Genomic DNA, 25874 nt, shown 5'->3' with positions numbered 1-25874 from the left:
CGGTTGAAGAAGGAATATTTTTATAAATAAATGTTTTTTCTTCAAAATCACCGCCCGTTTTCTTCTATGCAGAATAACCTTGGCATGATTATTGCTTGATCACTTTGTTATATAGAAACATGATCCATAAGGAGGAACCCCGATGAGTATCGGAACCGAAATGTACCGTAAAACGCTGCTGACCGTCGCAGGTAATAAAGCTGTGGAGAATCTCTCCATCAAATACGGCAAAAAGCTGGCTGGCAAATTTATTGCAGGCAACACACTGGAAGAAGCTCTCGAAGAGATTCGGGTACTCAACAACAAAGGCATTATGGCTACACTGGATCATCTGGGCGAGGGCATTACCCATTTAAGAGAAGCTGCGCTGTATCGGGATGAGTATATACGTCTGGTGGAGGGCATTGCCCGTCAGGGTGCGGACTCCAATGTCTCGCTAAAACCAACCCAAATGGGACTCGCGCTGGACCCTGAGGAAGGTTATCGAAATATACGAGCGGTTGCCACCCAAGCGAAGCTGCATAATCTGTTTGTGCGGATTGATATGGAGGACAGCCCGTTTACCCAAGCGACTTTGGATATTGTGCGCCGTTTGCACTCGGAAGGACTGGATAATACAGGTACGGTACTGCAAGCTTACTTGCATCGTACCGTGGAAGATACACGTGATATGATTCGGGAAGGCATCCGGCTGCGTCTGGTCAAAGGTGCTTACAAGGAACCTGCATCCGTAGCTTATCAGAACACTTCAGAAGTGATTGATCAATTCAAAACGATGATTCGCAATCATCTCGATCAGGGGGTATACACTGCGGTTGCTTCACATGATGACCACATTATTTCCTGGACCAAGCAATATGCGAAGGATCGGGGAATTTCCCCGGAGGCATTTGAATTTCAAATGTTGTACGGCTTGCGTATGGGCGAACAGGAACGTCTGGCCAGAGAAGGATACCGCATTCGTTGTTACGTGCCCTATGGAACCATGTGGTACCCGTACTACACCCGCCGTCTGGCTGAGAAACCCGCAAATCTCTGGATGGTGGTCAAAAACATGTTTAGATAATTTCCCGGCTGGATTCAGTTATATAAAATACAACGAGAAAAACAAAAACCATGCTGCCACTTTCTTTCAGGGCACATGGTTTTTTCTGTACAACACAACATTCCAGACAATGTCTAAAATATGAACATCCCCAATTTAAAATGTCTAACTTTCTGGACACCAATTGATTATCTGCTCAATTGTTGAATGAGAATAGAAGCATTTGCATTGATCTGTGATCCGCCTGCTAGTGTTTGCAGATCAACAGCCGAGGCACTGGAATGATTTCGTAAAGTTATCACATCGCCGGGAGCAGCGGTAATAATAATCATTCCTGGATTCGGTTGAGTACCAGCTCCTGAACCATAGACACTGCCACCGACAGGGGCTCCGTTTTGATAAAGGGTAAATTGGTTTGCCTGAACACCTGTAATGATAAAGAACACCGCATAGTCCCCAGCATTACCAATATTAATTTCAGCCGTGCCAGGTGTATGAGTAATGTTGGTAAGGTTTTCGTTGCTATCGAAGGTTATATCCGTCTCGGTAGCTACAGACTGAGCTGAGGTGTTAAAAATATAGCCATACGATGCCAAACCTTGGCCTGTTGTACCGGTTGCCCCAGTAACTCCCGTTGATCCCGTAACCCCAGTGTCGCCTGTGTCGCCTGTAACTCCTGTAACTCCTGTATCTCCAGTAGCGCCTGTCGCTCCCGTAACTCCAGTGCTGCCTGTTGCTCCCGTCACTCCGGTGGCTCCTGTTCCTCCCGTCACTCCGGTGTTGCCTGTTCCTCCCGTCACTACAGTGGCTCCGGTTACACCTGTTACTCCTGTGGCTCCGGTTACACCTGTTGTGCTCAGTGCATCACTCAGTAATTCCTGGGATACCAATCGGTGAGCTGTGACTAACTCGCCTTCCGCGTCTTTGCCCCATACGGAAATTTGCGCTTCCGGGGCAGCGAGGTCTGCTGTGGAAAATATAAACTCGAACGCATCAAAATTTGCATTATAGTCTTTGGTTACGACCTGATTGGGAAGCACATTAAACATTTCTTCCACATATAACGTTCTGACTCCATCGAGATAGTAACCCAAAAGAAGAACGCTATATACATCTATTGAATCCCGATTATCGATTTTGACGGTGACGAATTGAGTGGGGCGGGTACCGGTTACACCTGAAATATTATTTTCAATGGGGCCGGTTGATAGAATGGCCATTTCATCAGCCTCCTTTTTATTTTTCTTCATGCGCATTGAGCCTTCTTATAGCATTATTCAGAAGTTTCTTAATGGTGTGGACAATTTATGTTCTATATGAATAATCACTTAAACAGCTCGGTACTGGGTGAGAGATAACAGTGTAGTCCACTGTTTCTAATGTTAGTTTTAATAACTCACATCTCACCTAAAATTTTAACTCGTCCATTGTAATTAACAATTATTCCTAAACCGTAAAATTGTAAGCGCATAACAAAAATAATAAATCGATACCCCTCTCTTCTGCGCCGATACCATGTACGCTTCATGTCAAAAAATATATACACACTTCATTTGGAAAGCTATAATATGGGTAACTATCATCCCCACAATCATTTCATCTGGGGGCCGCTTGTAAGCAGCTCGTGCAACAGGTATAGTTTCCGAAAGTTATGCCCTAACTGAGGTGATATTGATGAAACATTTACTTCCAGAATTAATGACCTTATTACGTACAAATATGAGTATCCTGGATTCGGGCCTTTCCATGCCCGTTATCCCTTCAACCACTGGACTGGCCGAAGCCATCCCCCTATTTAATACCAGTCCTTATCTGTTAGTTCAGGATGATGGACCTCTATTGGGCTATATCGCTGTATCTGATGTTTTACAAGAAATGATGCATGCCCATCGGCTTATGGAAGCTTATTTCGAGACTACTCTGGAAACGGCAGGCTCAGCTCTGACATTGATTAATGAAGAAGCAAAGGTGACCTACTGGACATCGGGTGCGGAGCATGTTTTTTCCATCAACAAAAAAGATATCATTGGGAAACCGGCAGCGGATTTCTTTCCGCCTGATCGCCTTCAATCGCTCAAAACGTTATACACAGGGGAAACCGTGTATCGAAAGCAGCACCAGCCAAGGCCCGATCTATTCGCCCTGATTAATGCACGTCCAGTGCAACTCGATGGACGTATTGTAGGCGCGGTTGCTGCGGAAGTGGATATAACAACCGAAATCCGTCTGCACCAAGAGTTATTACATATGACATCCAAAGTCCAACATCTGGAGAAAGCCGTTGCCCGTCTGCGCCCGGATTCCGATCCATTTTCCAGAATCAAGGGCAGCAGCCCGGTAATCAACCAGTGTCTGGAGACTATTCGCAAGATCAGCACCACCTCAGCTACCGTGCTTATTCTTGGAGAAAGCGGAACGGGAAAAGAGTTATTCGCCAAAGCCATTCATGACCTGCGTGAACCGCAGACAGCGCCGTTTATCGCCATTAACTGCGGAGCTATTCCTGGTTCATTATTTGAGAGTGAGTTATTCGGGTACGAGAAGGGTGCATTTTCAGGGGCTGATCCCAAAGGAAAAAAAGGAAAGATTGAACTGGCCGAAGGCGGCACGCTCTTTTTGGATGAGATAGGTGAGATGCCACTGGAGCTTCAGGTGAAGCTATTGCGTGTATTGCAGGAGAAAAGTTACTTCCCTGTCGGTGGAACACGCATGAAACAGGCCAGCTGCCGGATTATCGCCGCAACCAATCAGAATCTGCTGGGCATGATCGCCCGCAATCAGTTCCGGGAGGATCTCTACTATCGACTGAATGTCATTAACCTCGTCATCCCTCCCCTGCGTAAGCGCAAGGAAGATATTTACGAGTTGACACAGACTTTCCTGCAAGAGTTTTCCTTGCTCTATAATCGTCATATTGAACTGGTTCCTCCTGAGGTGTTCAAGCTGTTATTCCAGTATGACTGGCCGGGTAATGTACGGGAATTAAGAAATGTGATTGAGCGGATCACCATTCTCACCACGGATGGCGAGGTCAAGCCCGAATATCTCCCTGACACCTTCATTGCATCCATGGATCAGGAACAATCCATTTTGCACGAGGCGGTACAGCTTCATCCACAACCTGGTCTGGAATCAGTCTCTTCTAGTTCACCTGAAAGCTCGGACCCATCTGTTCCGATACATGAAGAAAAAAAAGAGGAGCCGCTGGATACTTCGACCCTATCCTATCAGGAGAAGTTGGACACCTACGAGTCGGATCTCCTGCTGCAATATCTGAAAGCCGCTGGAGGCAACAAAAGAACGCTCGCCCGGCAGCTCGGCATCTCCAGAGCAACGCTCTATAACCGCATGAAGAGGCTCGGTCTATGACCAGCCTCTTCTTGTCGTTATAATAAATGATACATAGAATTTTGTTAAGCCTCGATGAAGAAGGTTGGTTGTAGCACATGGAGATACAGAATCACATGATGTTGTGGAATCACGCTTCCTTCAACATATTTGATATCCGCCGCGTGGTAGTCCAAGCAGGTCAGACTTTGCGTCCCTATGTCTTGCCAGCCAGTGTCTTTATCATGTCTGTCCGCGGAAGTGCTCAGATTATACTCGATGAGACATCACACAATACACGACGTTTTCAGATATTCCATGCGGGTAAAGGAAGCATTCTGAACGTAGAAGCCGGACAAGAAGAGTTCGAATATTATTGCGTATATTATAAAGCAAAACTTTCACTGCCAGCCCATAGCGAACTTGCAGCACTAGCTGAACGTCTTCGTCCTTTCCACGTTACCTACAGCCTAATCCCTGCGGAACCCGTTATACTCTATCGCTGTTTGACGGACATGCATAAGGAATGGAGCAAAGCCGAAGCGCTTGGACATTTGCGTGCCAAGAGCCTGCTTTTTCAATTCATCACTGAAGTGCTGAATCAGATGCAGACTCAAGGTGTACGTTCTCAGAAACGCGATCTGGCTGCGCAAATCATCACGATTATTCAGTCTCGATTCGCCGAAGCCATTACGCTGGAATTACTATCAGAGAACCTGAATTATAGCGTTCCACATCTCTCCTCCTATTTTAAAAGCCGGACCGGACTCAGCCCGATTGATTATCTCATTAAAGTACGGATCGAAAAGACGGCAGCATTGCTGCTGGAGACGGATGCCACCTTAAAAGAGATTGCATCCAGCGTTGGTTATCAGGACCCCTACTATCTGGGCAGGCTGTTCAAAAAGTATAAAGGCGTCTCTCCCTCACATTTCAGAGCGGAGCATAGAGCCACCCAACGAGAAGATAGTCCTTCTACAACCATGAGATTATCCATTGGCCCTCCAAACCCCCTCAGCTATACTGTTGTAGATGATAATGATTATCAACGAGTTGGGAATGGAGAGGACGAATTGTACATGTACAGAGGATCAAGACCACCGATTACGGCGGTATTATTGCTTAGCTTTATGTTGTTGATCAGTGCTTGCGGGACGGAGGCTACAGGTAATAGTTCCTCGGGAGCAGCTGAGAATGCGACAACTCCGACCAATACCAAACAAGGACAAGCTGCTGGAACTACGACTGCCGAGCAACCACAGACCAAAACCGTATCCACGGTTACAGGAGATATTGAAGTCCCATTGCAACCCAAACGAATTGTAGCGGGTGAATATCTGGGCAGTCTGATCGCTCTGGGTGTAACTCCTGTCGGAACATCAAGTCACCACATTGCGAACCCCTACCTGCATGATGCGCTGAAAGACGTGGAGGATCTGGGAGATGGCAACGGCAACTTGGAGAAGATTGCTGCCATGGAGCCGGATCTGATTATTATGGATGATATGTACGCTGAAATGAATGAGCAGCTAACTAAAATTGCCCCGACTGTAATCATACCCTATGCCTCATTCAAAACCGTGCATGAAGAAGTTAGCTATTTCGGTGAGCTACTAGGTAAGCAAGAGGAAGCAAATGCCTGGCTTGCTGATTATGACCGCCGTACAGCCGCAGCGAAAGAACGAGTGCTCCAGGTTATCCCTGCCGATAGCACATTCTCCATTCTGGAATATATGGGTAAAGATATTTCAACCGTTGGCGCCAACTATGGCAAGGGCGGACCCGTAATATACAATGTGCTTGGCTTCAAACCTCCAGCTGAGGTAATCGCTGAGTTAACCGATCCAGGCTGGGCGAGCCTCTCCACGGAAGTTTTGCCTAAATATGCTGGGGATTATATCGTTCTAACAACAGATAACCAGACGATGGAGGATTTAAAGGCTGACCCCATCTGGGGAGGATTGGACGCCGTCAAAAATGATCATGTATATATCTGGGGTGCTGATCGCTCCTGGTATTGGGACCCCATTGCCATTCTCACCCAAACGGAAGAACTGGCCGATTGGTTAGTGGAAACAAAGAATTAAAGCTTCAATTTCACTAACCAATCAGCATCATGGCATCTGGATTTCATGGTCATCTGCTTGAGATTTATTTCAATCAAAAAAACACGCAGGACTGGCTCGATAAGCCGGTTACTGTGTGTTTTTGGTTTATTCCAATGATATTAATTTATGATTGATGTTAATTTCCCATGAATCCATATTATTCTTTCAATCACGCTACAGTACTCTTGCCAGCCGGATCAAAGCCGCTCGTAGATGCCGATAGAATGTCGCCCGGCTCATTGAGCATGCCTGTGCTGCGGCAGTTGGATTGCCAGCATATGTCCAATAGGCCGCGTATAACAGCTTCTGATCCTGCTGCGAGATACCATGAACCCGGCCCTCCAGCAAATCCAGGATATGCGACTGTAGATGAATGCCATCCGTCATGCCATTCACTCGCCCTGCGGACTCATGCAATTCTCCGGGAGAATGCAGATGAGTCAGCATTTTGCGTAAATCCTGTTCGGACCAGGGTACCTGACTCACGCCAGATGTCCCCTGCTGTAACCCGCCGTTCTTTGCATCAGGAATCAAAAGAGACATCACCCAATCACCGAATTGTCCACTGCGCAAATCCAGATCTAGCACATCTGCCTGATCTGCATACAGGTCACATAAACGAGTACGTGCTCTCTTACTCCGAAAACCAATACTCTGCAAAAACAGCTTCAGATACGGATTGGTTGCGACCAGTATGACCCTGGCCCCTTCTCCCAGTAGGGACAACCGATCCAGTGACATATAACCCACAAGTTCTTCACGTTTGTAGCCTGGTACATCATCCCTTGCTGCAGCGAGTACCGCAAAGTGAGTATCCGTCTGGTCTGGATCACAATCCAGCTCTTCCGGTGTGAAACATTCCTGCATCTCGGCTGGAAAATACTTGGACAACATCCCGCTGCTCTCCCGGTGCACGAGTACCGTAATGAACATCGCGATCGGATCGCCCTCCTTGTCACGCATCAGTACAATCCCCTCAGGATAACGCTGTGCAAGTTCGTCTAAAAAAGCAGGATAAGACGGCGCCTGCCAAGGCTCCACACTATACTCACACCACTGTTGGAGTAATTTGTGCAACGCTGGCAAGTCCTCCGATCGCATCACCTCCAGCGGAGAAAACAGTGAATCCGCCGACACATCAGCGTACTTCCGATGCTGGAGCATGGATTCCTGACACAAAAGGAGCATTTTCCTCGTAATCTGGCGTCTCTCATGTGGACCAGCTTGTTCATGGAGCGGCTTTAGCAGCCCCGCTATTCGCACCCGCATAGCTTGCAGACGCTGTGGTTCACGTTGGCGAAAATCCCGAAGCAGATGTAATCTGGCCATATCATGCAGCGCCAGACCATTAGGACCGGAACGGATGAACGACATACGTCTCAAGACGTTATATTCCTCAAGCGTCACCTCTGTTTGCAGTACAGATGCCAACAATTCCTGATTCGCCGTTTCCAGCAGCGTTAATACCTCTACCATTGGGTGCAGACGGGGAAGAGTCAATTCAAGCAGCAGCCTGGCACTAATCATTTGTGATAATTCGGTCCAATCGGAGATGGGAATATTCCTGCGCTGATCCGCAGCCTCCACAGCAAGCGCTAACCCGAGCGGATGTCCATCCGTCATACGCGCAATCGTCCCCGCTATGCTCCTGTTTAATGATCCTGCCACTGCAATATATTCGGACACTTCTTCACCCGTAAAATGTTGAAGAGGCATCTGCACGAGGCGCTGCCGCAACCTTGGATGTGTCCGCCACGCTGAAGCAGGCTCCGGTCGTGAGGCCAGAATAATAAGTACTCCATATAACGGAAGCTTGGATACAAAGACTTCCATAAACCAACTCTCCAGAAGAGCCAGTTCTTCATAGTTATCCACAGCAAGGACCAGCCGCCTCTTTACTGAAGTCTCACTCAGCAGGCTCAATGGTCGCGTGTGACCATCACTCCCCATTGTCTCTAGTCCCAATGTAGAGGAGAGATACTCCAAAAAGACCGACGGTGTAGAGCCGCAGGATCTGCCATCCATCCATATGGCGGTTGCTCCATGGTTCCGAGCAACGGACAACATCTCAGACAGCAAGGATGATTTACCGATTCCTCCCATACCCGTAACCGAAAAAATGGTTAAAGGTGCTTCCGGATTGTTGAGCCATCGGTCCAACACCATCAGTTCCTTGGCTCGACCCACAAAACGTTTTCCATGACCATAATGGCTATCGTATTGAATCTCACTACTGTTTTCCATCTGTGTCCTCCGCACTAGATACTGGTACTTTCCTTAACCGTATTTTCTCACAAATTGAGACTACATTGAGACGCACAGTTACATATGAAGTGATAAAATCTAGATAAAAGCCAAATTATAGTAAATATACAAAACAGCTGTTTGCAAACGTTTAACACAGGGTACATACATCTTTCATGAGGATGTTCAACATAATTCGCCATTCCGCTAATCGAGCACACCAATCAAGTGGGCATCCACCCATTTCGAACTTCATGCTTCCCTTTCAGAACCTATACAGCCCGATATTCCAGGAAAGGCGGATTTGTGTGAGAAAAAACCTCGATATCTGTAATCTGAGCGGACAACTAGGAATCAACCGTGAGCGACTTGATGAATGGTTGCGTCAAACCGGTGTTTCATCCCAAAAAATGGAGACGGAGACTTTTCCGGAGCGCAGTTCTTCGCCATATCGCTTGGCCGCTCCCACCTCGTTATCCCTTGCACCTTCCTCCGGCCAACCCAAACTGTTCCGTGGCCGCCGTCCAGCTTCTGAAAACTCTGTATTACCAAGAGCATTACGACACGCTCGGCGCATCAGTAAAAATTGCTAGACTGTGCATGCTTTTCAATAATGCACAGTCTGGACTGTCACCAGCCTGATTCATCAAGACAGAAATTCCTGTTCCTCCTCGATCATGGCATGAGCAAGCAACGCCATCTCCAGGCAGATTCTTCTTTCCTGATCCATAAAATCAGGTCCCATTAATTCTTCTAACTTCTCCAATCTATTGTACAAGGTTTGCCGATGTATGAACAATTGAGCAGCCGCATCCCGCTTGGAACCGAAGTTTTGCAGGAAGGCATCCAATGTCTCCACCAGCCTTAGATGATGTGTCCGATCGTAGTCAATCAGAACGCCCAGATGATCATTCACAAAAGGCTGCAAAAACGATTGGGGCAATGCTTTAAGCATTTGATATATACCCATACGTTCGTAAAAATGAATATGTTTCAGCCGATCCACGGATCGTGAAACTTCGATGACCTGGTACGCTTCCCGCAGACTGTCCGGCAATCCTGTTAGTCGGTTACGCACCTTGCCAAATCCGGCATGGATCGTAACCTGCTTCAGGTTGCGACTCGCAAATCTCTTCACATCACTAATAATGCCTTCAAGTGATTTTACCAGTTGATTTCGTGTAGATGTCTTGTTCTCTTCCTTGGCACAGCATACATATACCTGATTATTTTTCAGCATGATGAGGCTGGCGAGATTGTTCTTTTTGAGCAAGGAACGCAGCAGCACCAGAATATCCTGATGATTGGTTTCCATTCGCTCACGCCCAATGCCTTTCAGACGGTGCTCCATCTCAATAACTCCGCCGGCAAACCAGTACTGTCCCTTCACCAACAGACGGAGCCCCATTCGGGTCTGCGCCTGCTCCTCTTGAAGAATGTTACCGTTCATCAGATCCTGGATCAGCTCATTCTGGTTGCGTACCATCTTCTCCTCCAGAAACTGAGAGCGCAAAGTCAGTGCGGCCGCAGCCTTCGCTGTATAATCGAGCAACAACTTAAGATACTCAACGGGTGCTGAAGGATGTACAACCATACCTACCGCGGAAAAGACCTGACCAAAACATACGACCGGATGACACAGTAACACCTGTTCCTCATCCAGATGGAACCATAACTCCGTGTCTGAATCATTGAGATCCAGATGCTCAACCTCCTGTTCATACCATGTGTAGATCGCTTGCTGTGTCTCGGAGGGTAACTCCGGCACAAAACTGCCCGGTTCCATGGATGAGATATACACAACCGGCTTGGCCGCATATTCATGCAGAAGGTTAAGCACAGCCGACATGTCTGTACTCTGTAATGTTCGCTGCTGAAGCTGACGGGAATAGGTTTCCAGACTCTTCAGCAGCTGGTGCTGATGATTAATAAGCAAAGCGTGAATATCTTGCGTGATCTCAACAAAACGGACCGGTTGCTCAAACACGATAAGTGGGAATTGATGCCTGTCAGCCAGTTCAATCAATTCTTCGGGAATGCCATGAATGCTCGTACCAAACTCCACGCAAAGCCCCGCCGCTTCGCTCCGGATTAACTGGAGCAGATATTCTTCGCGCCCTTCTTCCGATTGAAGCCATAGTCCAGTGGATAAAATAAGATCATGGGGACTTACAAAGGGAGAAACATTGGTGATCTCCAGCACATGAACCCATCCAACTTGACGTGATGTTCCTTCTTTCCCCGCAGCAAGCCGGGCTTTGGCAAAGACAGGGCGAGCCAGAATATCCTTTATCGTAAACACGCGGTCATTTCTCAATATCGATCCCTCATAGTGTCATTTTTTCTTACATTATAAGCGATGGACAAATGTCCTGAATAGTCTTTTCTCGACATTATGTTGAATCAATACTTCAAAACATAGACATGAGGTAAGGTGCAAAACGATGATCCAGGTCATAAACTTGTAGTATAAGCTAACAACCATTAAATGGACGAGGTGCATGGCGATGAGAATCGGAATTCCGAAAGAAATCAAAAACAATGAAAATCGTGTAGCAATGACCCCTGCTGGAGCTGCTGATTTTGTCAGAGCCGGACATCAAGTCATGATCGAACGTGGCGCAGGATTGGGCAGTGGATTCACTGACAACGAATATCAATCGGCCGGAGCGGAGCTTCGGGATACAGCTTCAACTGTGTGGGCAGAGGCAGATATGATCATCAAGGTCAAAGAACCCCTTGTCAGCGAATACGCCTATTTTCGCCCTGGCTTGATTCTCTTCACCTACCTGCACCTCGCAGCGGAACCTGCACTGGCAAAGGCACTGATTGAAAGCCGGGTGACCGCCATTGCGTACGAGACATTGGAAGTTAACGGGACGCTGCCTCTGCTCACCCCGATGAGTGAAGTTGCCGGACGAATGTCGGCTCAGATTGGAGCGCAGCTGCTGGAGAAAACGGAAGGTGGCAAAGGCATTCTGTTATCCGGCGTACCCGGCGTAAGCCGTGGCAAGGTCGTTGTTATTGGTGGCGGCACGGTGGGCACCAATGCCGCCAAAATCGCGATTGGTCTGGGTGCGGATGTGACCATCCTCGATTTGAATCTGAATCGTCTGCGTCAGCTGGATGATATTTTTGGCAATCAGATTCATACGCTGGTATCGAGTCCATCCAATATTGCTTCGGCTGTTGCGGCTGCCGACCTGCTGATCTGTGCGGTGCTGATTCCAGGCGCCAAAGCGCCAACCCTTGTCAGCGAGCAAATGGTTACCACCATGGCACCCGGTTCGGTCATTGTGGATGTGGCGATTGATCAGGGCGGAATTGTGGAGACCATTGATCATATCACAACCCATGATGAACCGACCTATGTGAAGCATGGTGTGGTGCATTACGCGGTAGCGAACATGCCAGGCGCGGTGCCGCGCACGTCTACGGTGGCGCTGACTAACGCCACTATGCCTTATGCGCTGCAGCTGGCGAACCACGGTGCAGCAGCCGCGATTCGCGGCAGTGCGTCCATTCGCAGCGCGGTGAACGTGCTGAATGGACATATCACGTATGAGGCGGTTGCCCGGGATCTCGGGCATGCCTATGTTCCCGCAGGACAGGCGCTGGAGAATACGGCCACGGTCCAGTAATCTTGATATGACCGTTCCACCTGGCGCCTTGTCGCCGGCCTGTGGAACGTAATAGAAGCGCCAGTCCGGGCAGATCCTGTCCAGGCTGGCGCTTCTTGTTTTATTTTCATATGAAATAGGAATGAGTTCTGAAGATGCTTCGGGTGGCGCTCTATACTACACGTTCGCTGCACACCTCACGGAAATTACAGTCCCGGCAAGCACGGCGTGAAGGCATTGGCGTGAAATACGAAACGTCCTTGGGACGGTTGTAATACTCATCATCCACACAGGAGCGCATCTCCGCAATATACCGCCCCACGTTCTCCTCCACCTTCAGGATATCCTCTTCCGTTGCCGTAAACTCTCGGTGTGTTCCGGTTAACAGGTACTCCACCCTCAGCTCAATCTGCTCCAGTGGAACCCGGTAATGCTCCCTCACATAGGATGCGTACAGCATCAGCTGATCCGAGAAGTCATCCTCCTTGCCCGTCTTCCAGTCCACAATGACGATGTTGCCGTTGCTGCGACGATATAACAAGTCCATCTTCACATACACACGCGTATCGTGCAGCAGCATCGTATCCCATTTCTCAATCTCCAAAATATCCGTACTTGCACGGGACAGGTCCTCCCACGTGAGCGTCTGGTACAAATTACCGACACAGGCCGAGGCTCGTTCTTTAATTGTCGCAATCCGGTCATTCAACGTGTCATCCCCGTAATACATCTCAGACAACATCACCCGGTTCTTGGGATCGAGCCGCCACTGATCTTGATCCATTGATTCCACATACGCCTGATTCAGCAGCTTGCGCATCGTCAGTTCCAGAAAGTGCTCACGAGGTTTATCCTTGCCTTCTTCCCTGCTGCGAACCGCCGATTCACACATCCGATGCGCGAGGTCACCGAATACGAGGTATAGATTACTGAGCTGCTTCAATCGATACAGACGTACCTGCATCTCATCAGCCGAATCTGCCTTCCAGCCGTTATGGGCTCCATAATAATGATAATAATATTTGCGCAGGCACTCATCGAACATACTCGCCCGCGACTGCGAATAAGACCACTGCGGGTATTGTGCCATAAGATATTCTGCCTTTCTGTATGCCGGATCTGCATGAGATCCCTTAATGCTCACAGTATATAGGAAAGAGCAAAAACGTCGCAAGCACCCCTTCCGTAATTTTCTTCTATCCGCAACCGTTTCCGATTCAATGCGTAACGTTTATATAGTAACATCACCAAAAGATGAAATTACAGAGCAGAACGCATACTATTCTAAAAGAGTACAGGATTTTGCTTTGATATAAGATCAACCATAGATTTACACTAAAACGGAGAGGGCAGAAAAAATCTGGGGGTAACAGCGATTGAAAGATTATTCTGCACGCGGAGCGGCCGAGTGTAAAACTCATGAGTTGATCTTATATGAAAAAATATTGTACAGGCATATCCTAAAAGGAGGCACCACCCATGAATCGACCGGATTGGTTCCAGGCGGAAGAGGCATTACAACAAATCCAAGTCATCGGAAGCGACCGGAATGAGCTCGTTAACATCATTGGCCATGTAGAAGGACTGAATTGTATTGGCACAGGAACGGATGCGGCGGTATTTACGTATGACGGATTGCCGCAGTATGCCTTCAAGATGTACTCAGATCATGCCCTGGACAAACTTGAAAATGAAAAACAGGTATATGAGCAGCTCAAAGGCCTGCCCTATTTCCCTACCTATTACGGCAGCGGCCGAAATATTCTTGTGATCAGTTTTGAAGCGGGAGATACCTTGCTCGAATGTTTGGAAAAAGGAATCCCGGTTCCTGAGCAGGTGATGCTCGATGTGGACGCAGCGCGTGAGGCAGTACGCAGCCGCGGACTGAACCCTCGCGACATTCATCTGAAAAATGTAATTCTCCAGAATGGACGCGGGAAAGTCATCGACGTCTCGGAGTATATTCAGGACGGCAACGATAATCGCTGGGAGCATCTCGTCTGGGCCTATCACAACATTTATCCACGGATCAAAGGTACGCCCATCTCCCCACGCATGCTGCAAACGATCAAATGGGGATACAATCAACTGGATCAGGCCAATATCAAATTGGACGACCTCTCCAAAAAGGCTAATCGATTATTCTCCAAATTCATGAAATAAGCATCTTCATAAACAGATCAAATGTTTGTTCTGATATTTGATATTCATAAAACAATCCGGATTACTCGCGCAACTCTGGCGGTGATCCGGATTTTTGTTTGTACCCTGTTGATGGCAAGGCCTTCTTATTTTAACCGCCCCTGCGAGGGTGTCATCCCTTTGTATTGTTTATACAGCTTCGTAAAATAGTTGGCGTTATCACAGCCAACCTGGGCAGCGATCTCGGTAATGGTAAGGCTGCTCTCCTGCAGCAACTGTTCGGCTCTCGTCATTCGGCACCCATTCACATATTCCACAAAGGTGCGTCCAGTTAGTTTTTTGAACATTTTGCAAAAATGATATGTGTTCAGCCCTACCTGCCCGGCAGCCTCGGTCACGGACATTTTCCCTGTTGGCTCCGCTTCAATCTGCTCAATCAAAAGCTTAAATCGTTCCCGATTGGGAAAATACGATCCCGTTGTTTTATCAGGGAGATGGTGTGGCATAAATGTGCGGGCAAGCAGAGTGAACAAGGCATGCAACTTGGATTTCACAACCAATTGATAGGCCAGCGGCTGTGAGGCCATCTCCTCGATAGCTTCATCCAACAGGGAGTAATAGCCTTGGCAAGCTATGTCGTGCTCCGCCGGTTTTACCGGGAACCTTACCTTACCTTCCAGATAGGGAGCAACATATTTCAAGTGAACGGGGTCATGGGTAAAATCATGAAATAACGCACTGTTGAGCACAACCGAATCATAGTGGACATCCCCTTCCTCCAGAGCATACCCGACATGCAGCGCCCCTCCAGGAATGATAATGACCTCACCTGCTTGAGCTACATAGGGCCTGCTGTCGATATGAAACAGTGCACTGCCCTTCCGCATAAAAATCAGTTCAAAGTGTTCATGCCAGTGCAAGTACAGAATACATTCTTCCGTTTTCATCCCCCAACAACGATTCTGGAACAACTGAAATGGATGTGATTTATGGTCAATGCGGGTATTTTCGTGAAGCGCTTTCAGGTCCAGCACGCTGTCTCCTCCTTTCCCCACAAGATCAGACTAATATTGCACAAGATTGTATAGAGCCATGCGGCAGATGCCCGGCTATAATGAGTGTGTCACGAAGTACTATAAGCCAATATTGGAGTGAAATTCAACCATGAATAATCCGTTACGCATAGGCACCCTTGTGGGTGGACACGACGCAGTCCGCGTCATTCCACAGATCATGAAACATGGCTTCGAATCATTCAATCTGACCTTCTGGCAAACAACTGGTGATCTGGACCTCGCTGAAACAGCCAAACGTGTCCGTGAAATCGTGGACGAACAAGGAATTGTCATCTCTGCAGTAAGTGTCTTTGGCAATCCGCTCACCGGAGCCGGGGATAATGCCGATACACTGGCCAGTTGGGAACGAGTGATTGACCATGCCCAGCTTTTCGGAGCGGATATCGTCTCCGGGTTCACCGGACGACTGACCGATCAACCGATTGACCAATCCATCCCACGTTTCAAGGAAGTGTTTGGAGAACTGGCACGCCGGGCTGCAGACCGGGGTGTACGCATTGCTTTTGAAAACTGTGATATGGGTGGTACATGGCAGACAGGCGATTGGAACATTGCGCATAATCCAACCGCCTGGGAGATGATGTTCGATGCAGTTCCTGATGAAAACATCGGATTGGAATGGGAGCCATGCCATCAAATGTCCAGCCTGATCGATCCAATTCCTCAGCTGCGCAAATGGGCGCCTAAAGTGTTCCATGTGCACGGCAAAGATGCCACCATTGCCTGGGACATCGTCAAAGAATATGGCGTACACGGCCCACGTGAATTCGTCTGGCACCGTACACCCGGCTTCGGGGATACCAACTGGTCCGACATCATTACAATTTTGCGCCAAAACGGGTATCAGGGAACGATTGATATTGAAGGCTGGCATGATCCTGTCTACAAAGATGAACTCGAAATGACCGGACAGGTGCACGCACTAAAATATTTAAAACAATGTCGCGGTGGAGATTTTGTTCCCAATCCGGTATAGAAACGGGATTAACATGGAGTGGCATGATGTCCATTGCACGAACATAGAAAATGAAAAGTATAAGGAGATGATAGGATGAGTCATCCTTATCGGGTAGTTGTGGCAGGCTGTGGGGCCATGTCCAATACCTGGGTTGATTACGCCATGCAGAGACCGGACACGGAAATTGTGGGGCTTGTCGATCTGTATGAACAGACTGCCGTTGCACTCGCTGCACGGCACGGCCTCTCCTGTCCCACGTTTACAGATATCAGTGAGGCCATTCGAGCAACAGATGCCAATATCGTATTTGATGTCACCATTCCAGCGAGCCATCACGGCATTGCCATGACGGCGTTACAGCAAGGATGTCATGTATTTGGCGAAAAACCTCTGGCGGAATCCTTCTCTGATTGTGAAGATATTGTTCAGACTGCACGCCGTACAGGCAATATTCAGGCTGTGATGCAAAATCGTCGTTTCGATCCACGTATTCGCGCCTATCGGCAGTTGATTTCCAACGGAACGATTGGTCAGGTCGGTTTTGCAGGGGCAGATTTCTTCCTGGGACCTCATTTTGGAGGATTCCGTGACCTGATGGATAGTCCACTGCTGCTGGATATGGCGATTCACACCTTCGACCAGGCACGTTATATTCTCGGTGCCAACCCGGTCTCGGTGTACTGCCACGAATTCAATCCTCCGGGGTCCTGGTATCAAGGTAATGCGATGGCACTATGCATCTTCGAAATGTCCGATGGCTCCGTGTTTAACTATCGCGGGTCCTGGTGCACAGAAGGTGTGCCTACTTCATGGGAAGCATCCTGGCGTGTAACCGGCGAAAAAGGAACCGCGATCTGGGATGGACATGATGACATTTATGCTGAAGTTGTCTCGGCACAGCATCTGGATGCGGAAGGTAAACCGTCCTTTTTCCAACCGTGTGAGCGGATCGAAGGAGAGCAGCCTGTCATGGACAAAACAGGACACCACGGCTGTCTCGAAGACATGTTCGCAGCGCTGGAATCCGGGCGACTGCCTGAGACCGATTGCAGTGATAACCAGTTCAGTATGGCCATGGTCCTTGCATCCCTCGAAAGTGCCCGCACAGGTCAAAAGGTGCTCATTGCGGATCTGCTGAAAACCACATAGCGAAGCCGTGAGTCACATATCCTTCCTCATAAACCAAGCCCAAACTGCGAATCTTTAGCAGTTTGGGCTTTTTGTCTACTCACTCTTCTATTCTAGAAATGATGTAGCCGAAAAAATGTCATGCCAAATAGCAAACGCAGTGCAGGGAACGAAATCGATTCTAGAGAAACGAAGTGCTCGCCTTTATCACCGGATTTCCCCTTACAAAAAGGGAATCAAAAAATCCGGGGATAACAGCGATCGAAAGAACGATTCGTAACCGGAACGACTGCTTTGCAGGCAGTTATTTTTTTGAACTTACATCATTTTATAGAATTCCTTTTTTCATTGCCTTGTACACAAGCTGCGAGAACAGGCTGTTCGACCAAGCAAACCAGGGCCTTGTGAACGTGTTTGGATCATCCGAATGAAACCCTTCATGCATGTACCCGGTGCCTGCATCCGTGTTCTCCAGCAAATCTATCATGTCCAGCATTTCCTTATCATTGTCTGCGGTCAAACCCTGCATGGACAGCGCCATATGCCAGACGTATCCGGGAGGAGTATGAGGGCTGCCGATGCCTTTGGCTGCTTGTCCTTCATAATAAAACGGATTTTCCTTGCTCAAAATAAAGCGCCGTGTATTCTGGTACACGATGTCCTCGGTGGAAGCATACTCCAAATACGGAATAGACATAAGTCCCGGGGTACCTGCATCATCCATTAGGCAAAAGTTGCCGTAACCATCCGTCTCATAGGCATAAATCTGCCCATACTCGGGGTGACGGTAAGTACCGTATAAGGAAATACCATGTCGTATTTCTTCTTCCAGATGAGCCATCTCACTGACAAGCTTCTCATCTCGAAATACCCACCTTGCAATCTCCCCCATTTGGCGCAAAGTCACCGCTGCAAACATATTTGCCGGGATATTATAATGAAAATCACATGCATCATCACTGGGGCGGAAACCGGACCAGATCATCCCGGTATAGTTTACCGGCATCCCCAATCCTTCGTTACGGAGCGTATCATGGGCTGGACAATTCCGGCGCATGAATCGATATGGGGACTGATCACCATGACGCTGCTCCGTTTTCCACAGACGTACTACGCTCTCCATCACCCTCTTGAAACGCTCTTCAAATATATCCGTCAATTCCGTCTCACGCCAATACGCATAGGCGAGCCGCATAGAGAAACAAAGTGAATCCAGCTCAAACTTGCGTTCCCACACCCAAGGCGACATTTCTGTCTCATCATTCGCATCCCAATGCCATCCATTAGCCGTTTCGTTAAACGCATTGGCATAGATATCGATGTCCGCATAGAACGTATGCCGTTTGATCAGCCCGCCAATGATCCGCTGCAGCTGTTCGTCTTCCTTTGCCAGCGGAACGTAGTGCATCACCTGCTCCACTGAATCACGCAGCCACATTGCCGGGATATCCCCTGTAATAACAAAGGTTGTCCCATCATCCAATAGCTTTGTCGTCGTTTCCAACGTGTTGGGAAAACAGTTACGGAACTGTGCCAGCAATCTTGGTCTATGTTGCAGTCGTTCCTCGGCCTCGGTAAGAATGTTCTGCACAGCTTGCGGTAATTCCAGATGCGGCATGGGGATTTTCGGTAATCTGAACTGTTCCATGGATGTCGTCTCCTTTGAATTGAAGTTTCCATATTTGTTTGCATCGATTCATTCAATGATTTGTGTCGCATTGTTATTTTCGTTATGATAAATTATAATAACATTATTATTTGTAAGTGTACTGTGCCGGAAGATGATCGTCAATTCATAACGGATGGTATATTAAAAAATAAATTGGATCATATCTTGTAGATTGAAATGGCTCGTTGGTTTTATGCAAATTGTTTACATATGAAGGAGTAATGAAATGTCACGTAAAGTATCTATCCAGTCGCTGGCCGACCAGCTTGGATTATCCAAATATGCCGTCTCCCGTGCACTCAGTGGCAAGACAGGTGTCAGCGAAGCGACTCGCGCCCGTGTGCTGGAATTAGCCCGTGCCTTGGGATATCGCCAAAGCACCCCAGGAAGCAGCACTGTTCCAACTGCAACCCAGACAGAACAATCCGAACCCCCATTTGCTCTCATCTGCATGAATCAGCTCAACCGGGGTGAGCCCCACTACTGGCAGCGCGTCCTCTCAGGCATGATCTCTGCCTGTAATGAGAGAGGATGGCATCATGCCATTGTATCTCCCTCTCTGGGAGTCGCTGATGAACACACGCCGCCAGAACGGGCAATCGTTCCTCACTTGGATTGGGAACGTTGTGCAGGAGTCATCGCCATGGGCGCTTTCCCCCATGCAGTCCTGCAACGACTGACCCAGACAGGCCGCCCAATTGTGCTCGTGGATCATCAGGAGCCACTATTGAACTGCGATACGATCAGCCATGATAACCTGGAAGCAGGCATTACTGTGGCTAGATATTTAATGTCGATGCAGTGCCGCCGTATCGGTCTGATTACGGATGATGGCCGAGCTGCCAGCTTTGCGCAGCGGAAGATCGGCATCGAACTGGCTTTGAACCATTTCCACGCGGATAGCAGTCGGTTGACCACGTTCAGAGAATGGAATATTCCTTATGAGAACGGCGAATGGATCGACCAATTGGCTGCCACAATCAAAAACATGCCCGCGAACGAACGGCCCGATGCCTGGATTGGCGTCAATGATGATATCGCCTTGCAGTGGATGAATAAGTTGCAGGAAATGGGATTCTCCACACCTGAGGATTGCCTTGTCATCGGTATCGACAATGTGCATGCCGCCGCCACATCGTCACCGCCCCTGACCACAGTCAACCTGTGCAAAGAGGAACTCGGTCAGCGTGCGATCGAAGCGTTACAGCGCAGAATTGAACGCCCGGGAACACCAAAGGAAACGGTGATGTTATCCACGTCCCTTATTCCACGGGAATCGGCGTAACTCAATGTGCACAACTTACTTAGCATCAGCAGGACTTAACTTTATTGAATATCAAAAAGGCTCAGCATTTTATTATGCTGGGCCCTTCTATCTCTATCTTGTTATTCTTCCAAGCTTATTCCGTTCCGTTTCTTTATTTCTGCCAAGGCAGACTGGTATACGATGGAAGATCTACTTCCCAATTCACGTCTCGATACTCACGATTAACTACGGTTCGTTTTAAGGTTAATTTTGTTCCATCTTCTTTGTAAAAACCACGGATGACCAATTTCAGATTGTCTGCAACGTATTCTCCGTCATTATTAGGCTGGTCTGGATAACCGATTACTTGAACAGGATACTCTTTTCCTTCCGGATCTACAGCCACCCAGCGATCGCCATTAAAAGCATTTCGGAACGTCCCTCTTCCCTCCAGGACTAATGAGTAGTTTTTGTCATAGGATTCCCACACCGGTTTGAAATTGAAATCAGAAAATAAAATTTCATCTCCATATTGTTCAAATTGCAGTACGTAGGTGTAAATTTCAGCATCCTTACGCATCTTTTCCAGATCCACTTCCACCGACTTCTCTCCCCACACTGGTATGGTGTATCCTTCCAGGACAAAGCGAATCTTCTTCGCATCCACCGTAACAAAAGCAGGGTCCCATGTCTCCGATAACTTCAATGGACCACCATCCATTAATCCACTCAAATCTCGGAACCGGAACTTGGCTTGACGGGCATCTGGTCTGCTCCCGTTGAATATTCGATACTCATTCGTTTCAGGAATTTCGATGTGATACATCAGGTCCATATCATCTGCCCAATCTTCTCCGACTTTGGCACGAAGTTGATCATCCAGACTGATGTTCATATCAAGGCGGGTCCCGTTTGGCGTACGTACTAGCTGTGTCATGTCCAGTTTCAAACCCTCAGGAGTGGTGTAGGTATTGTTCATAGGAGCCTCAACAGCCAGTGATTTGGCTTTGGTCATATCGATGTTGAATTGAAAGCTCCAATCTATCACAGCATTTTTATCTTCGTATGATTTTGTCTCAAAATTATAATAGCTTCCTACTTTTAGATGCCCAAGTTCTCCACGCACGATCACCTGATCCGGGATATCATCATGCAACTGGAATACCAATCGTTCAGCTGCCGAACCGCTTGTTCTGGTATCCCGCGCAAGAGTTGCAACCTGTCGCCCCTGATCGTCCGTAATATGAATTCTCCCCGCCTCTGGAGATATTGCAAAAAGCCCTAGCCCATCAGGTGTTGTTTGTTTCAGTGTGATCACGATTTGAGAGCGATCTACCAACACATCTTTGATCTTAAGCGTGTAGCCCTGATCCTCAATGTTGATATTCGGATTAACCACTAGACCGAGTGGCTTCAAGCGTTTGTAATCATCGGCAAAATAGGAATACTTGAGTTCTTCTGGAACAGGTATGTTAGGTAATGGCGGGTTATTTACGGCATTTACCGTGGATTGAGTCGATTTTGCTGTGTGATCAAAAGCAAACCATGCCCCTCCCACAAGGATCACAACTGCCGCCGCTGCAATCCCAGTACGGCGCATCCAATGGGACTTGGAAGCCTTTTTCGTAAATGGATCCCCGTGCTCTGCGCTTTCCATGGACATTCCATCCAGTTTCCGCATCACCTCAAGCGTAAAGTCCGCATCCGGTTCCTCACGAAAGAAATGCTGTTCCCACAATCGATCCTCATCATTTGGAATAGGCTTCATACGTCGATAAACCTCCTTTGCGCTCCATTTGTTTCTTCAACGTTTTCTTCCCTCGATAAAGTGCATTACGCACTTGTGCGGGGCTCATGTCCGTGATATCTGCAATCTCTTCGTAGCTCAGCTCATTCGTATATTTAAGCAGCAGCACAAGCCGATACGACTCTGGCAGTTGGTCCATCTGGCGATATATTTCACGCTGCATCTCCTTATGCAGCACATGTTTCTCTGGCGTTTCACCATTGGTTTGTTCCAAGCCTGTATAAACAGCGGTCATGACCGGTTTCTGTTGCCGCATAAAATCCCGCATCCGATTCACAGCGATGGTGTATACCCAAGATGAGAAACTGCTTCCTTCCCTTCGTGTCGAAAGATAGCGGTACATCCGAAGAAACGTATCCTGAGCGAGATCCTGTGCATCCTGATGACTCGCACCCATTCCGCGCAAAATGCCGAAAACTTTATTTTTATATCGATCCACGAGCACAGCAAATAGCTGTTTGTCCCCTGCCATAATACGCTGAATGAGCTCCTCCTCTGGTATCTGTTGAGTCATGTAATCCCCCTTCTCTATAGCTTCCATGCATGGTTCTGTACTATATAGACGGAATCACTTCCTGAAACCTCTCACTTTATCCAAAAAAAAGAATTCGCGCCACCCGGTGTAAACCGGATAGCCGAACTCTGCAACCATTGAAGGTTCATTGTTACTGCTGCACTTACTGCCATGTGGAGTTTCTTTTTTGCTTCGTTTTCAGCCCTCCCTGCTTTTCTCTGAGACAAAATCACTAAGCTGTGAATAGATCGCTACAATTTCATCCATCGACATACGCACGAGTCCACTGGATGACGGGGCTACAAATTCATGAATTTCCTTGACGACCGGGTCGTCCTGAAATCCCCATTCCGCTTTGGCACGCTGACTATACTGAGTGTATACCCCTTTCCCCACAAAACAGGCGATGTCTGGTCGGTATTCCTCCAGCTTTTGCCGTAAAATCTGCCGTCCCTCTGTATATTCTTCCTTTGTAATATCGTCCATACCTCTTGTTGGCCGGGCAACAATATTCGTAAATCCGTACCCCAGCTTCAGCAACTCTCCATCCTCTTGTGCATCATATAAACGAGGAGTCAATCCGGAACGTTCAAGAATGCGCCAGAAACGGTTTCCTTTATAAGCATAATGATGACCCGTCTCTCCAGACGTGATGCTGGGATTGAATCCAATAAATAATATCGATAAACCATAATCCAGATGATCTGGAATCATAATGAAAAGCCCCCTTATCTTTTTTAGTCATTTACATCTTTCATCTGTGTATAAAATGATATAATGGTTGAAGTATTTTCGAAATCGGACTGAAATTTTCATGAAAAAGGAAGCTGAACTGATGATTGCAGACATCATGCTTGAAGTCGTCCTGCCCGTCTTTCTCCTGATTGCCGTCGGGTCTTGGATGCAAAAGGTGTTCAAGTTGGACTTGTACACCCTCGCCAAAATCAATTTCTATTGTATTACCCCCGCAGCCGTCTTTATGAGCATGTACCACTCCGATATGTCGGGGGAATTGCTCGGAACTGTCACGCTTTTTTACGCCTTATATGTACTTATTCTCTATATTGTGGGGTCTGTGTTCGCACGCTCGCTTCGCATGAACAAAGGCATGAAGGCTGCCTTCAACAACAGCATCATGCTAGACAATGCAGGCAATTATGGTCTGCCCATCAACTCCCTGGTATTTCGTGGTGATCCGCTGGCCTCTTCCATCCAGGCACTGGTCATGTCTTTACAGGCATTGCTGACGTTTACCTATGGTGTTCTGTCTATTCAGGGTGCCAAGCTCAAAGGCAATTACCGTGCGGTGATCATTGGATTTCTAAAAATGCCCGTTCCTTATGCACTGTTGCTCGGCATTTTGTTTCATATGGGGAACATTCCATTGCCCACTTTCCTGTCCATGCCGCTGACTTACGCGCAGCAAAGTATGGTCGCTGTAGCGCTCCTGACACTCGGTGCCCAAATTGTAAAATATCCGATCCGCCTGTATCGTCTTGATGTGTATATTAGCACATTTCTGCGTTTGCTGATTGGCCCGGCCATCGGGATTTCGATTGTACTGCTGCTCGGTTTGCAAGGTATCGCTGCTCAAGCCCTTATTATCGCATCCGGTATGCCTACCGGAGTCAATGCGTCCATTCTGGCCGAGGAATACGATAACGAGCCAGACTTTGCCGCCCAGACGGTTCTGATCTCGACGTTGCTTAACATCATTACGATTACCGCACTGATTTCGTTTGCGAAGACGTTCTGATACTGGCAAATCAAACCTGAAGCTTCTCCACTTCATGTTCCGTTTCCAAAAAAACAAGTCCATAACCCATGATACGGGTTATGGACTTGTTTGGTTCATTAGATTGGTGCTGAAACAGCAACAACACTAATCTGATATTGCCCAGCCGAGTTGAATGTAATTTTGAATGTCGAATCCATGCTTGGACTCGTTATAGTACTAAAGTTTTTGGAATAAATTAAAAGTAGCTCCCCATCCACACTACTACTTAATGCGGTTAGACCACCACTATCTCTATACTGGGACAAATCCAAATCACTTTTGGTGATGGAAGTTCCGTCTGTTCTGGTAATCTTAAAATAATATTGGATATTCTTAAAGTCCTGGCTAACGGTTGCGCGAAGCTTGAGATCCTTGCTGTCCCCGCTATTTACGGTTTGAAGCGGAAGTGTCTCCAATTCATGGTTGCTTGAATCCAACCATTTCAATACATAGGTAGGTTCTGCCGGGGCATTCACCTTGAAAGTCGCTGTAATTTTATTGGATAAAGGCGTGTAAGAATAGTCGGCATACGCTGGGGCCGCCATAGTAAACAATGCGGTAGATAGAAGTACTGCCATAACAAATTTCGGGATTCTCATAGGTATTGATCTCCTTTTTATCTCCAAGGGGAAAAACCGGATTCTCCCGGCTCTCTCCCGCTATTGCAGACTTTTCACAATCTTGACTTAAGCTGGTGAATTTAGAGCAACTACGCTGATCTCGTACTCACCCGTGTTGTTGAATTTCAGATTATACAAGAAGTCATGCACTGGTGAAGTGACCGTTTGATAATACCTTGTATAAATAGTCAGTTTACCATCACCTCCAACTTCTCCGGTTCTTGGCGATCCAAGCGAATTGTTTACGTATTCGTTCAATTCCACATCATTTGCAGTAATTGCAGTTCCGTCTGTACGGGTGATGGTAAACAACAATTGGATATCTGTATAGGTCTTGGATGTCGTTGCACGAACCTTAACATCCTTGTTTTCTCCGCTAGTCACAGTTTGCAACGGCAGCGTTTCCAGTTCTGCGTTCGCATTATCCACCCACTTTAGCACAAAGGATGGAGCAACAGGATTTACCTTGAAACTGGCCGTAATCGTATTGGATACCGGTCTTCCGGAAGCTGCATACGTAGGGCTGGCCGCCAAGAGCAAGGCAGAGGATAATAACAGAGCTTTTGTTAATTTATTCATTTTCAACATGAGAG

General features: G+C 47.6%; 21 protein-coding genes. 9 read left to right on the top strand and 12 right to left on the bottom strand.

What is annotated here, in order from left to right; genetic code table 11:
- Positions 1-142 precede the first annotated feature (142 nt).
- Positions 143-1066, top strand: a complete 924-nt coding sequence (locus tag HP548_RS29045; protein WP_076290216.1) for a proline dehydrogenase family protein — start codon at positions 143-145, stop codon at positions 1064-1066.
- A 167-nt stretch (positions 1067-1233) separates the two neighbouring features.
- On the opposite strand, the gene HP548_RS29040 is transcribed toward HP548_RS29045, so the two are convergent.
- Complete coding sequence (locus tag HP548_RS29040) at positions 1234-2265, bottom strand: BclA C-terminal domain-containing protein (RefSeq protein ID WP_246318262.1); 1032 nt, start codon at positions 2263-2265, stop codon at positions 1234-1236.
- Positions 2266-2743: 478 nt separating this feature from the next.
- Between HP548_RS29040 and HP548_RS29035 the strand changes: the two genes are divergently transcribed.
- Both HP548_RS29035 and HP548_RS29030 read left to right on the top strand, forming a co-directional pair.
- Entirely contained in the window at positions 2744-4414 is a 1671-nt protein-coding gene (locus tag HP548_RS29035; RefSeq protein ID WP_246318261.1) for a sigma-54 interaction domain-containing protein, read from the top strand.
- A 95-nt stretch (positions 4415-4509) separates the two neighbouring features.
- Entirely contained in the window at positions 4510-6459 is a 1950-nt protein-coding gene (locus HP548_RS29030) for an AraC family transcriptional regulator (RefSeq protein WP_246318260.1), read from the top strand.
- Between the two features lie 195 nt (positions 6460-6654).
- Here the strand turns inward: HP548_RS29030 and HP548_RS29025 are convergent, their stop codons facing one another.
- The 3 genes from HP548_RS29025 to HP548_RS29015 form a co-directional block, all read right to left on the bottom strand.
- The gene (locus HP548_RS29025; RefSeq protein ID WP_175383609.1) at positions 6655-8724 is read right to left on the bottom strand and encodes an ATP-binding protein; all 2070 of its coding nucleotides are present in this window, start codon (positions 8722-8724) and stop codon (positions 6655-6657) included.
- 385 nt (positions 8725-9109) lie between these two features.
- Complete coding sequence (locus HP548_RS29020; RefSeq protein WP_125477266.1) at positions 9110-9301, bottom strand: hypothetical protein; 192 nt, start codon at positions 9299-9301, stop codon at positions 9110-9112.
- A gap of 69 nt (positions 9302-9370) precedes the next feature.
- Positions 9371-11041, bottom strand: coding sequence for a PucR family transcriptional regulator (locus HP548_RS29015; RefSeq protein ID WP_099855673.1), 1671 nt, complete (start codon positions 11039-11041; stop codon positions 9371-9373).
- A gap of 190 nt (positions 11042-11231) precedes the next feature.
- Between HP548_RS29015 and ald the strand changes: the two genes are divergently transcribed.
- A complete protein-coding gene (ald, locus tag HP548_RS29010; protein ID WP_175383608.1) occupies positions 11232-12365 on the top strand; it encodes an alanine dehydrogenase in 1134 nt (377 codons plus the stop codon).
- Between the two features lie 151 nt (positions 12366-12516).
- On the opposite strand, the gene HP548_RS29005 is transcribed toward ald, so the two are convergent.
- Positions 12517-13434: a PD-(D/E)XK nuclease family protein gene (locus tag HP548_RS29005; protein ID WP_175383607.1), complete on the bottom strand. Its 918-nt coding sequence runs from the start codon at positions 13432-13434 to the stop codon at positions 12517-12519.
- 389 nt (positions 13435-13823) lie between these two features.
- Here HP548_RS29005 and HP548_RS29000 point away from each other — a divergent pair, with 389 nt between their 5' ends.
- Positions 13824-14507: a serine/threonine protein kinase gene (locus HP548_RS29000; protein WP_163756160.1), complete on the top strand. Its 684-nt coding sequence runs from the start codon at positions 13824-13826 to the stop codon at positions 14505-14507.
- Positions 14508-14632: 125 nt separating this feature from the next.
- On the opposite strand, the gene HP548_RS28995 is transcribed toward HP548_RS29000, so the two are convergent.
- Positions 14633-15520, bottom strand: coding sequence for an AraC family transcriptional regulator (locus HP548_RS28995; RefSeq protein ID WP_175383606.1), 888 nt, complete (start codon positions 15518-15520; stop codon positions 14633-14635).
- Positions 15521-15650: 130 nt separating this feature from the next.
- On the opposite strand from HP548_RS28995, the gene HP548_RS28990 reads away from it, so the two are divergent.
- Positions 15651-16538 (top strand): sugar phosphate isomerase/epimerase family protein, encoded by an 888-nt coding sequence (locus HP548_RS28990; protein ID WP_072735191.1) that lies wholly within the window; start codon positions 15651-15653, stop codon positions 16536-16538.
- 75 nt (positions 16539-16613) lie between these two features.
- Positions 16614-17669, top strand: a complete 1056-nt coding sequence (locus tag HP548_RS28985; RefSeq protein ID WP_175383605.1) for a Gfo/Idh/MocA family protein — start codon at positions 16614-16616, stop codon at positions 17667-17669.
- A gap of 307 nt (positions 17670-17976) precedes the next feature.
- Here the strand turns inward: HP548_RS28985 and HP548_RS28980 are convergent, their stop codons facing one another.
- Positions 17977-19296 (bottom strand): glycoside hydrolase family 125 protein, encoded by a 1320-nt coding sequence (locus tag HP548_RS28980; protein ID WP_175383604.1) that lies wholly within the window; start codon positions 19294-19296, stop codon positions 17977-17979.
- Positions 19297-19543: 247 nt separating this feature from the next.
- Between HP548_RS28980 and HP548_RS28975 the strand changes: the two genes are divergently transcribed.
- The gene (locus HP548_RS28975) at positions 19544-20602 is read left to right on the top strand and encodes a LacI family DNA-binding transcriptional regulator (RefSeq protein ID WP_175383603.1); all 1059 of its coding nucleotides are present in this window, start codon (positions 19544-19546) and stop codon (positions 20600-20602) included.
- Positions 20603-20735: 133 nt separating this feature from the next.
- On the opposite strand, the gene HP548_RS28970 is transcribed toward HP548_RS28975, so the two are convergent.
- The 3 genes from HP548_RS28970 to HP548_RS28960 all read right to left on the bottom strand — a co-directional run bounded on the left by HP548_RS28970 (position 20736) and on the right by HP548_RS28960 (position 23598).
- Entirely contained in the window at positions 20736-22331 is a 1596-nt protein-coding gene (locus HP548_RS28970; RefSeq protein WP_175383602.1) for a DUF4179 domain-containing protein, read from the bottom strand.
- Positions 22312-22884, bottom strand: a complete 573-nt coding sequence (locus HP548_RS28965; RefSeq protein WP_175383601.1) for an RNA polymerase sigma factor — start codon at positions 22882-22884, stop codon at positions 22312-22314. Before HP548_RS28965 ends, HP548_RS28970 begins: the two co-directional genes overlap by 20 nt.
- A 198-nt stretch (positions 22885-23082) precedes the next feature.
- Positions 23083-23598, bottom strand: a complete 516-nt coding sequence (locus HP548_RS28960) for a mismatch-specific DNA-glycosylase (protein WP_175383600.1) — start codon at positions 23596-23598, stop codon at positions 23083-23085.
- A gap of 121 nt (positions 23599-23719) precedes the next feature.
- On the opposite strand from HP548_RS28960, the gene HP548_RS28955 reads away from it, so the two are divergent.
- Positions 23720-24640 carry an AEC family transporter gene (locus tag HP548_RS28955; RefSeq protein ID WP_063567676.1) on the top strand — a complete coding sequence of 307 codons (921 nt, stop codon included), beginning with the start codon at positions 23720-23722 and terminating at the stop codon, positions 24638-24640.
- A 98-nt stretch (positions 24641-24738) separates the two neighbouring features.
- Here HP548_RS28955 and HP548_RS28950 read toward each other — a convergent pair whose 3' ends face one another.
- Both HP548_RS28950 and HP548_RS28945 read right to left on the bottom strand, forming a co-directional pair.
- Complete coding sequence (locus HP548_RS28950; protein WP_175383599.1) at positions 24739-25260, bottom strand: hypothetical protein; 522 nt, start codon at positions 25258-25260, stop codon at positions 24739-24741.
- A gap of 87 nt (positions 25261-25347) precedes the next feature.
- A complete protein-coding gene (locus HP548_RS28945; RefSeq protein ID WP_076290232.1) occupies positions 25348-25869 on the bottom strand; it encodes a hypothetical protein in 522 nt (173 codons plus the stop codon).
- Positions 25870-25874: the final 5 nt, after the last annotated feature.

This window comes from Paenibacillus taichungensis (assembly GCF_013359905.1).
Lineage (GTDB): Bacteria > Bacillota > Bacilli > Paenibacillales > Paenibacillaceae > Paenibacillus > Paenibacillus taichungensis.
The sequence above is the reverse complement of the archived record's forward strand: the minus strand, read 5'-3'. Positions and strand labels throughout refer to the sequence as shown.

Coding starts and splice junctions, on each gene's coding strand:
- HP548_RS29005 (WP_175383607.1), bottom strand. CDS start 13,434: ATGGCACAATACCCGCAGTGGTCTTATTCGCAGTCGCGGGCGAGTATG.
- HP548_RS29020 (WP_125477266.1), bottom strand. CDS start 9,301: ATGCGCCGAGCGTGTCGTAATGCTCTTGGTAATACAGAGTTTTCAGAA.
- HP548_RS28975 (WP_175383603.1), top strand. CDS start 19,544: ATGTCACGTAAAGTATCTATCCAGTCGCTGGCCGACCAGCTTGGATTA.
- HP548_RS29025 (WP_175383609.1), bottom strand. CDS start 8,724: ATGGAAAACAGTAGTGAGATTCAATACGATAGCCATTATGGTCATGGA.
- HP548_RS29000 (WP_163756160.1), top strand. CDS start 13,824: ATGAATCGACCGGATTGGTTCCAGGCGGAAGAGGCATTACAACAAATC.
- HP548_RS28970 (WP_175383602.1), bottom strand. CDS start 22,331: ATGAAGCCTATTCCAAATGATGAGGATCGATTGTGGGAACAGCATTTC.
- HP548_RS28945 (WP_076290232.1), bottom strand. CDS start 25,869: ATGTTGAAAATGAATAAATTAACAAAAGCTCTGTTATTATCCTCTGCC.
- HP548_RS29035 (WP_246318261.1), top strand. CDS start 2,744: ATGACCTTATTACGTACAAATATGAGTATCCTGGATTCGGGCCTTTCC.
- HP548_RS28990 (WP_072735191.1), top strand. CDS start 15,651: ATGAATAATCCGTTACGCATAGGCACCCTTGTGGGTGGACACGACGCA.
- HP548_RS29040 (WP_246318262.1), bottom strand. CDS start 2,265: ATGGCCATTCTATCAACCGGCCCCATTGAAAATAATATTTCAGGTGTA.
- HP548_RS28950 (WP_175383599.1), bottom strand. CDS start 25,260: ATGAGAATCCCGAAATTTGTTATGGCAGTACTTCTATCTACCGCATTG.
- HP548_RS28985 (WP_175383605.1), top strand. CDS start 16,614: ATGAGTCATCCTTATCGGGTAGTTGTGGCAGGCTGTGGGGCCATGTCC.
- HP548_RS28955 (WP_063567676.1), top strand. CDS start 23,720: ATGATTGCAGACATCATGCTTGAAGTCGTCCTGCCCGTCTTTCTCCTG.
- HP548_RS29045 (WP_076290216.1), top strand. CDS start 143: ATGAGTATCGGAACCGAAATGTACCGTAAAACGCTGCTGACCGTCGCA.
- HP548_RS29030 (WP_246318260.1), top strand. CDS start 4,510: ATGATGTTGTGGAATCACGCTTCCTTCAACATATTTGATATCCGCCGC.
- HP548_RS28980 (WP_175383604.1), bottom strand. CDS start 19,296: ATGGAACAGTTCAGATTACCGAAAATCCCCATGCCGCATCTGGAATTA.
- HP548_RS28965 (WP_175383601.1), bottom strand. CDS start 22,884: ATGACTCAACAGATACCAGAGGAGGAGCTCATTCAGCGTATTATGGCA.
- ald (WP_175383608.1), top strand. CDS start 11,232: ATGAGAATCGGAATTCCGAAAGAAATCAAAAACAATGAAAATCGTGTA.
- HP548_RS28960 (WP_175383600.1), bottom strand. CDS start 23,598: ATGATTCCAGATCATCTGGATTATGGTTTATCGATATTATTTATTGGA.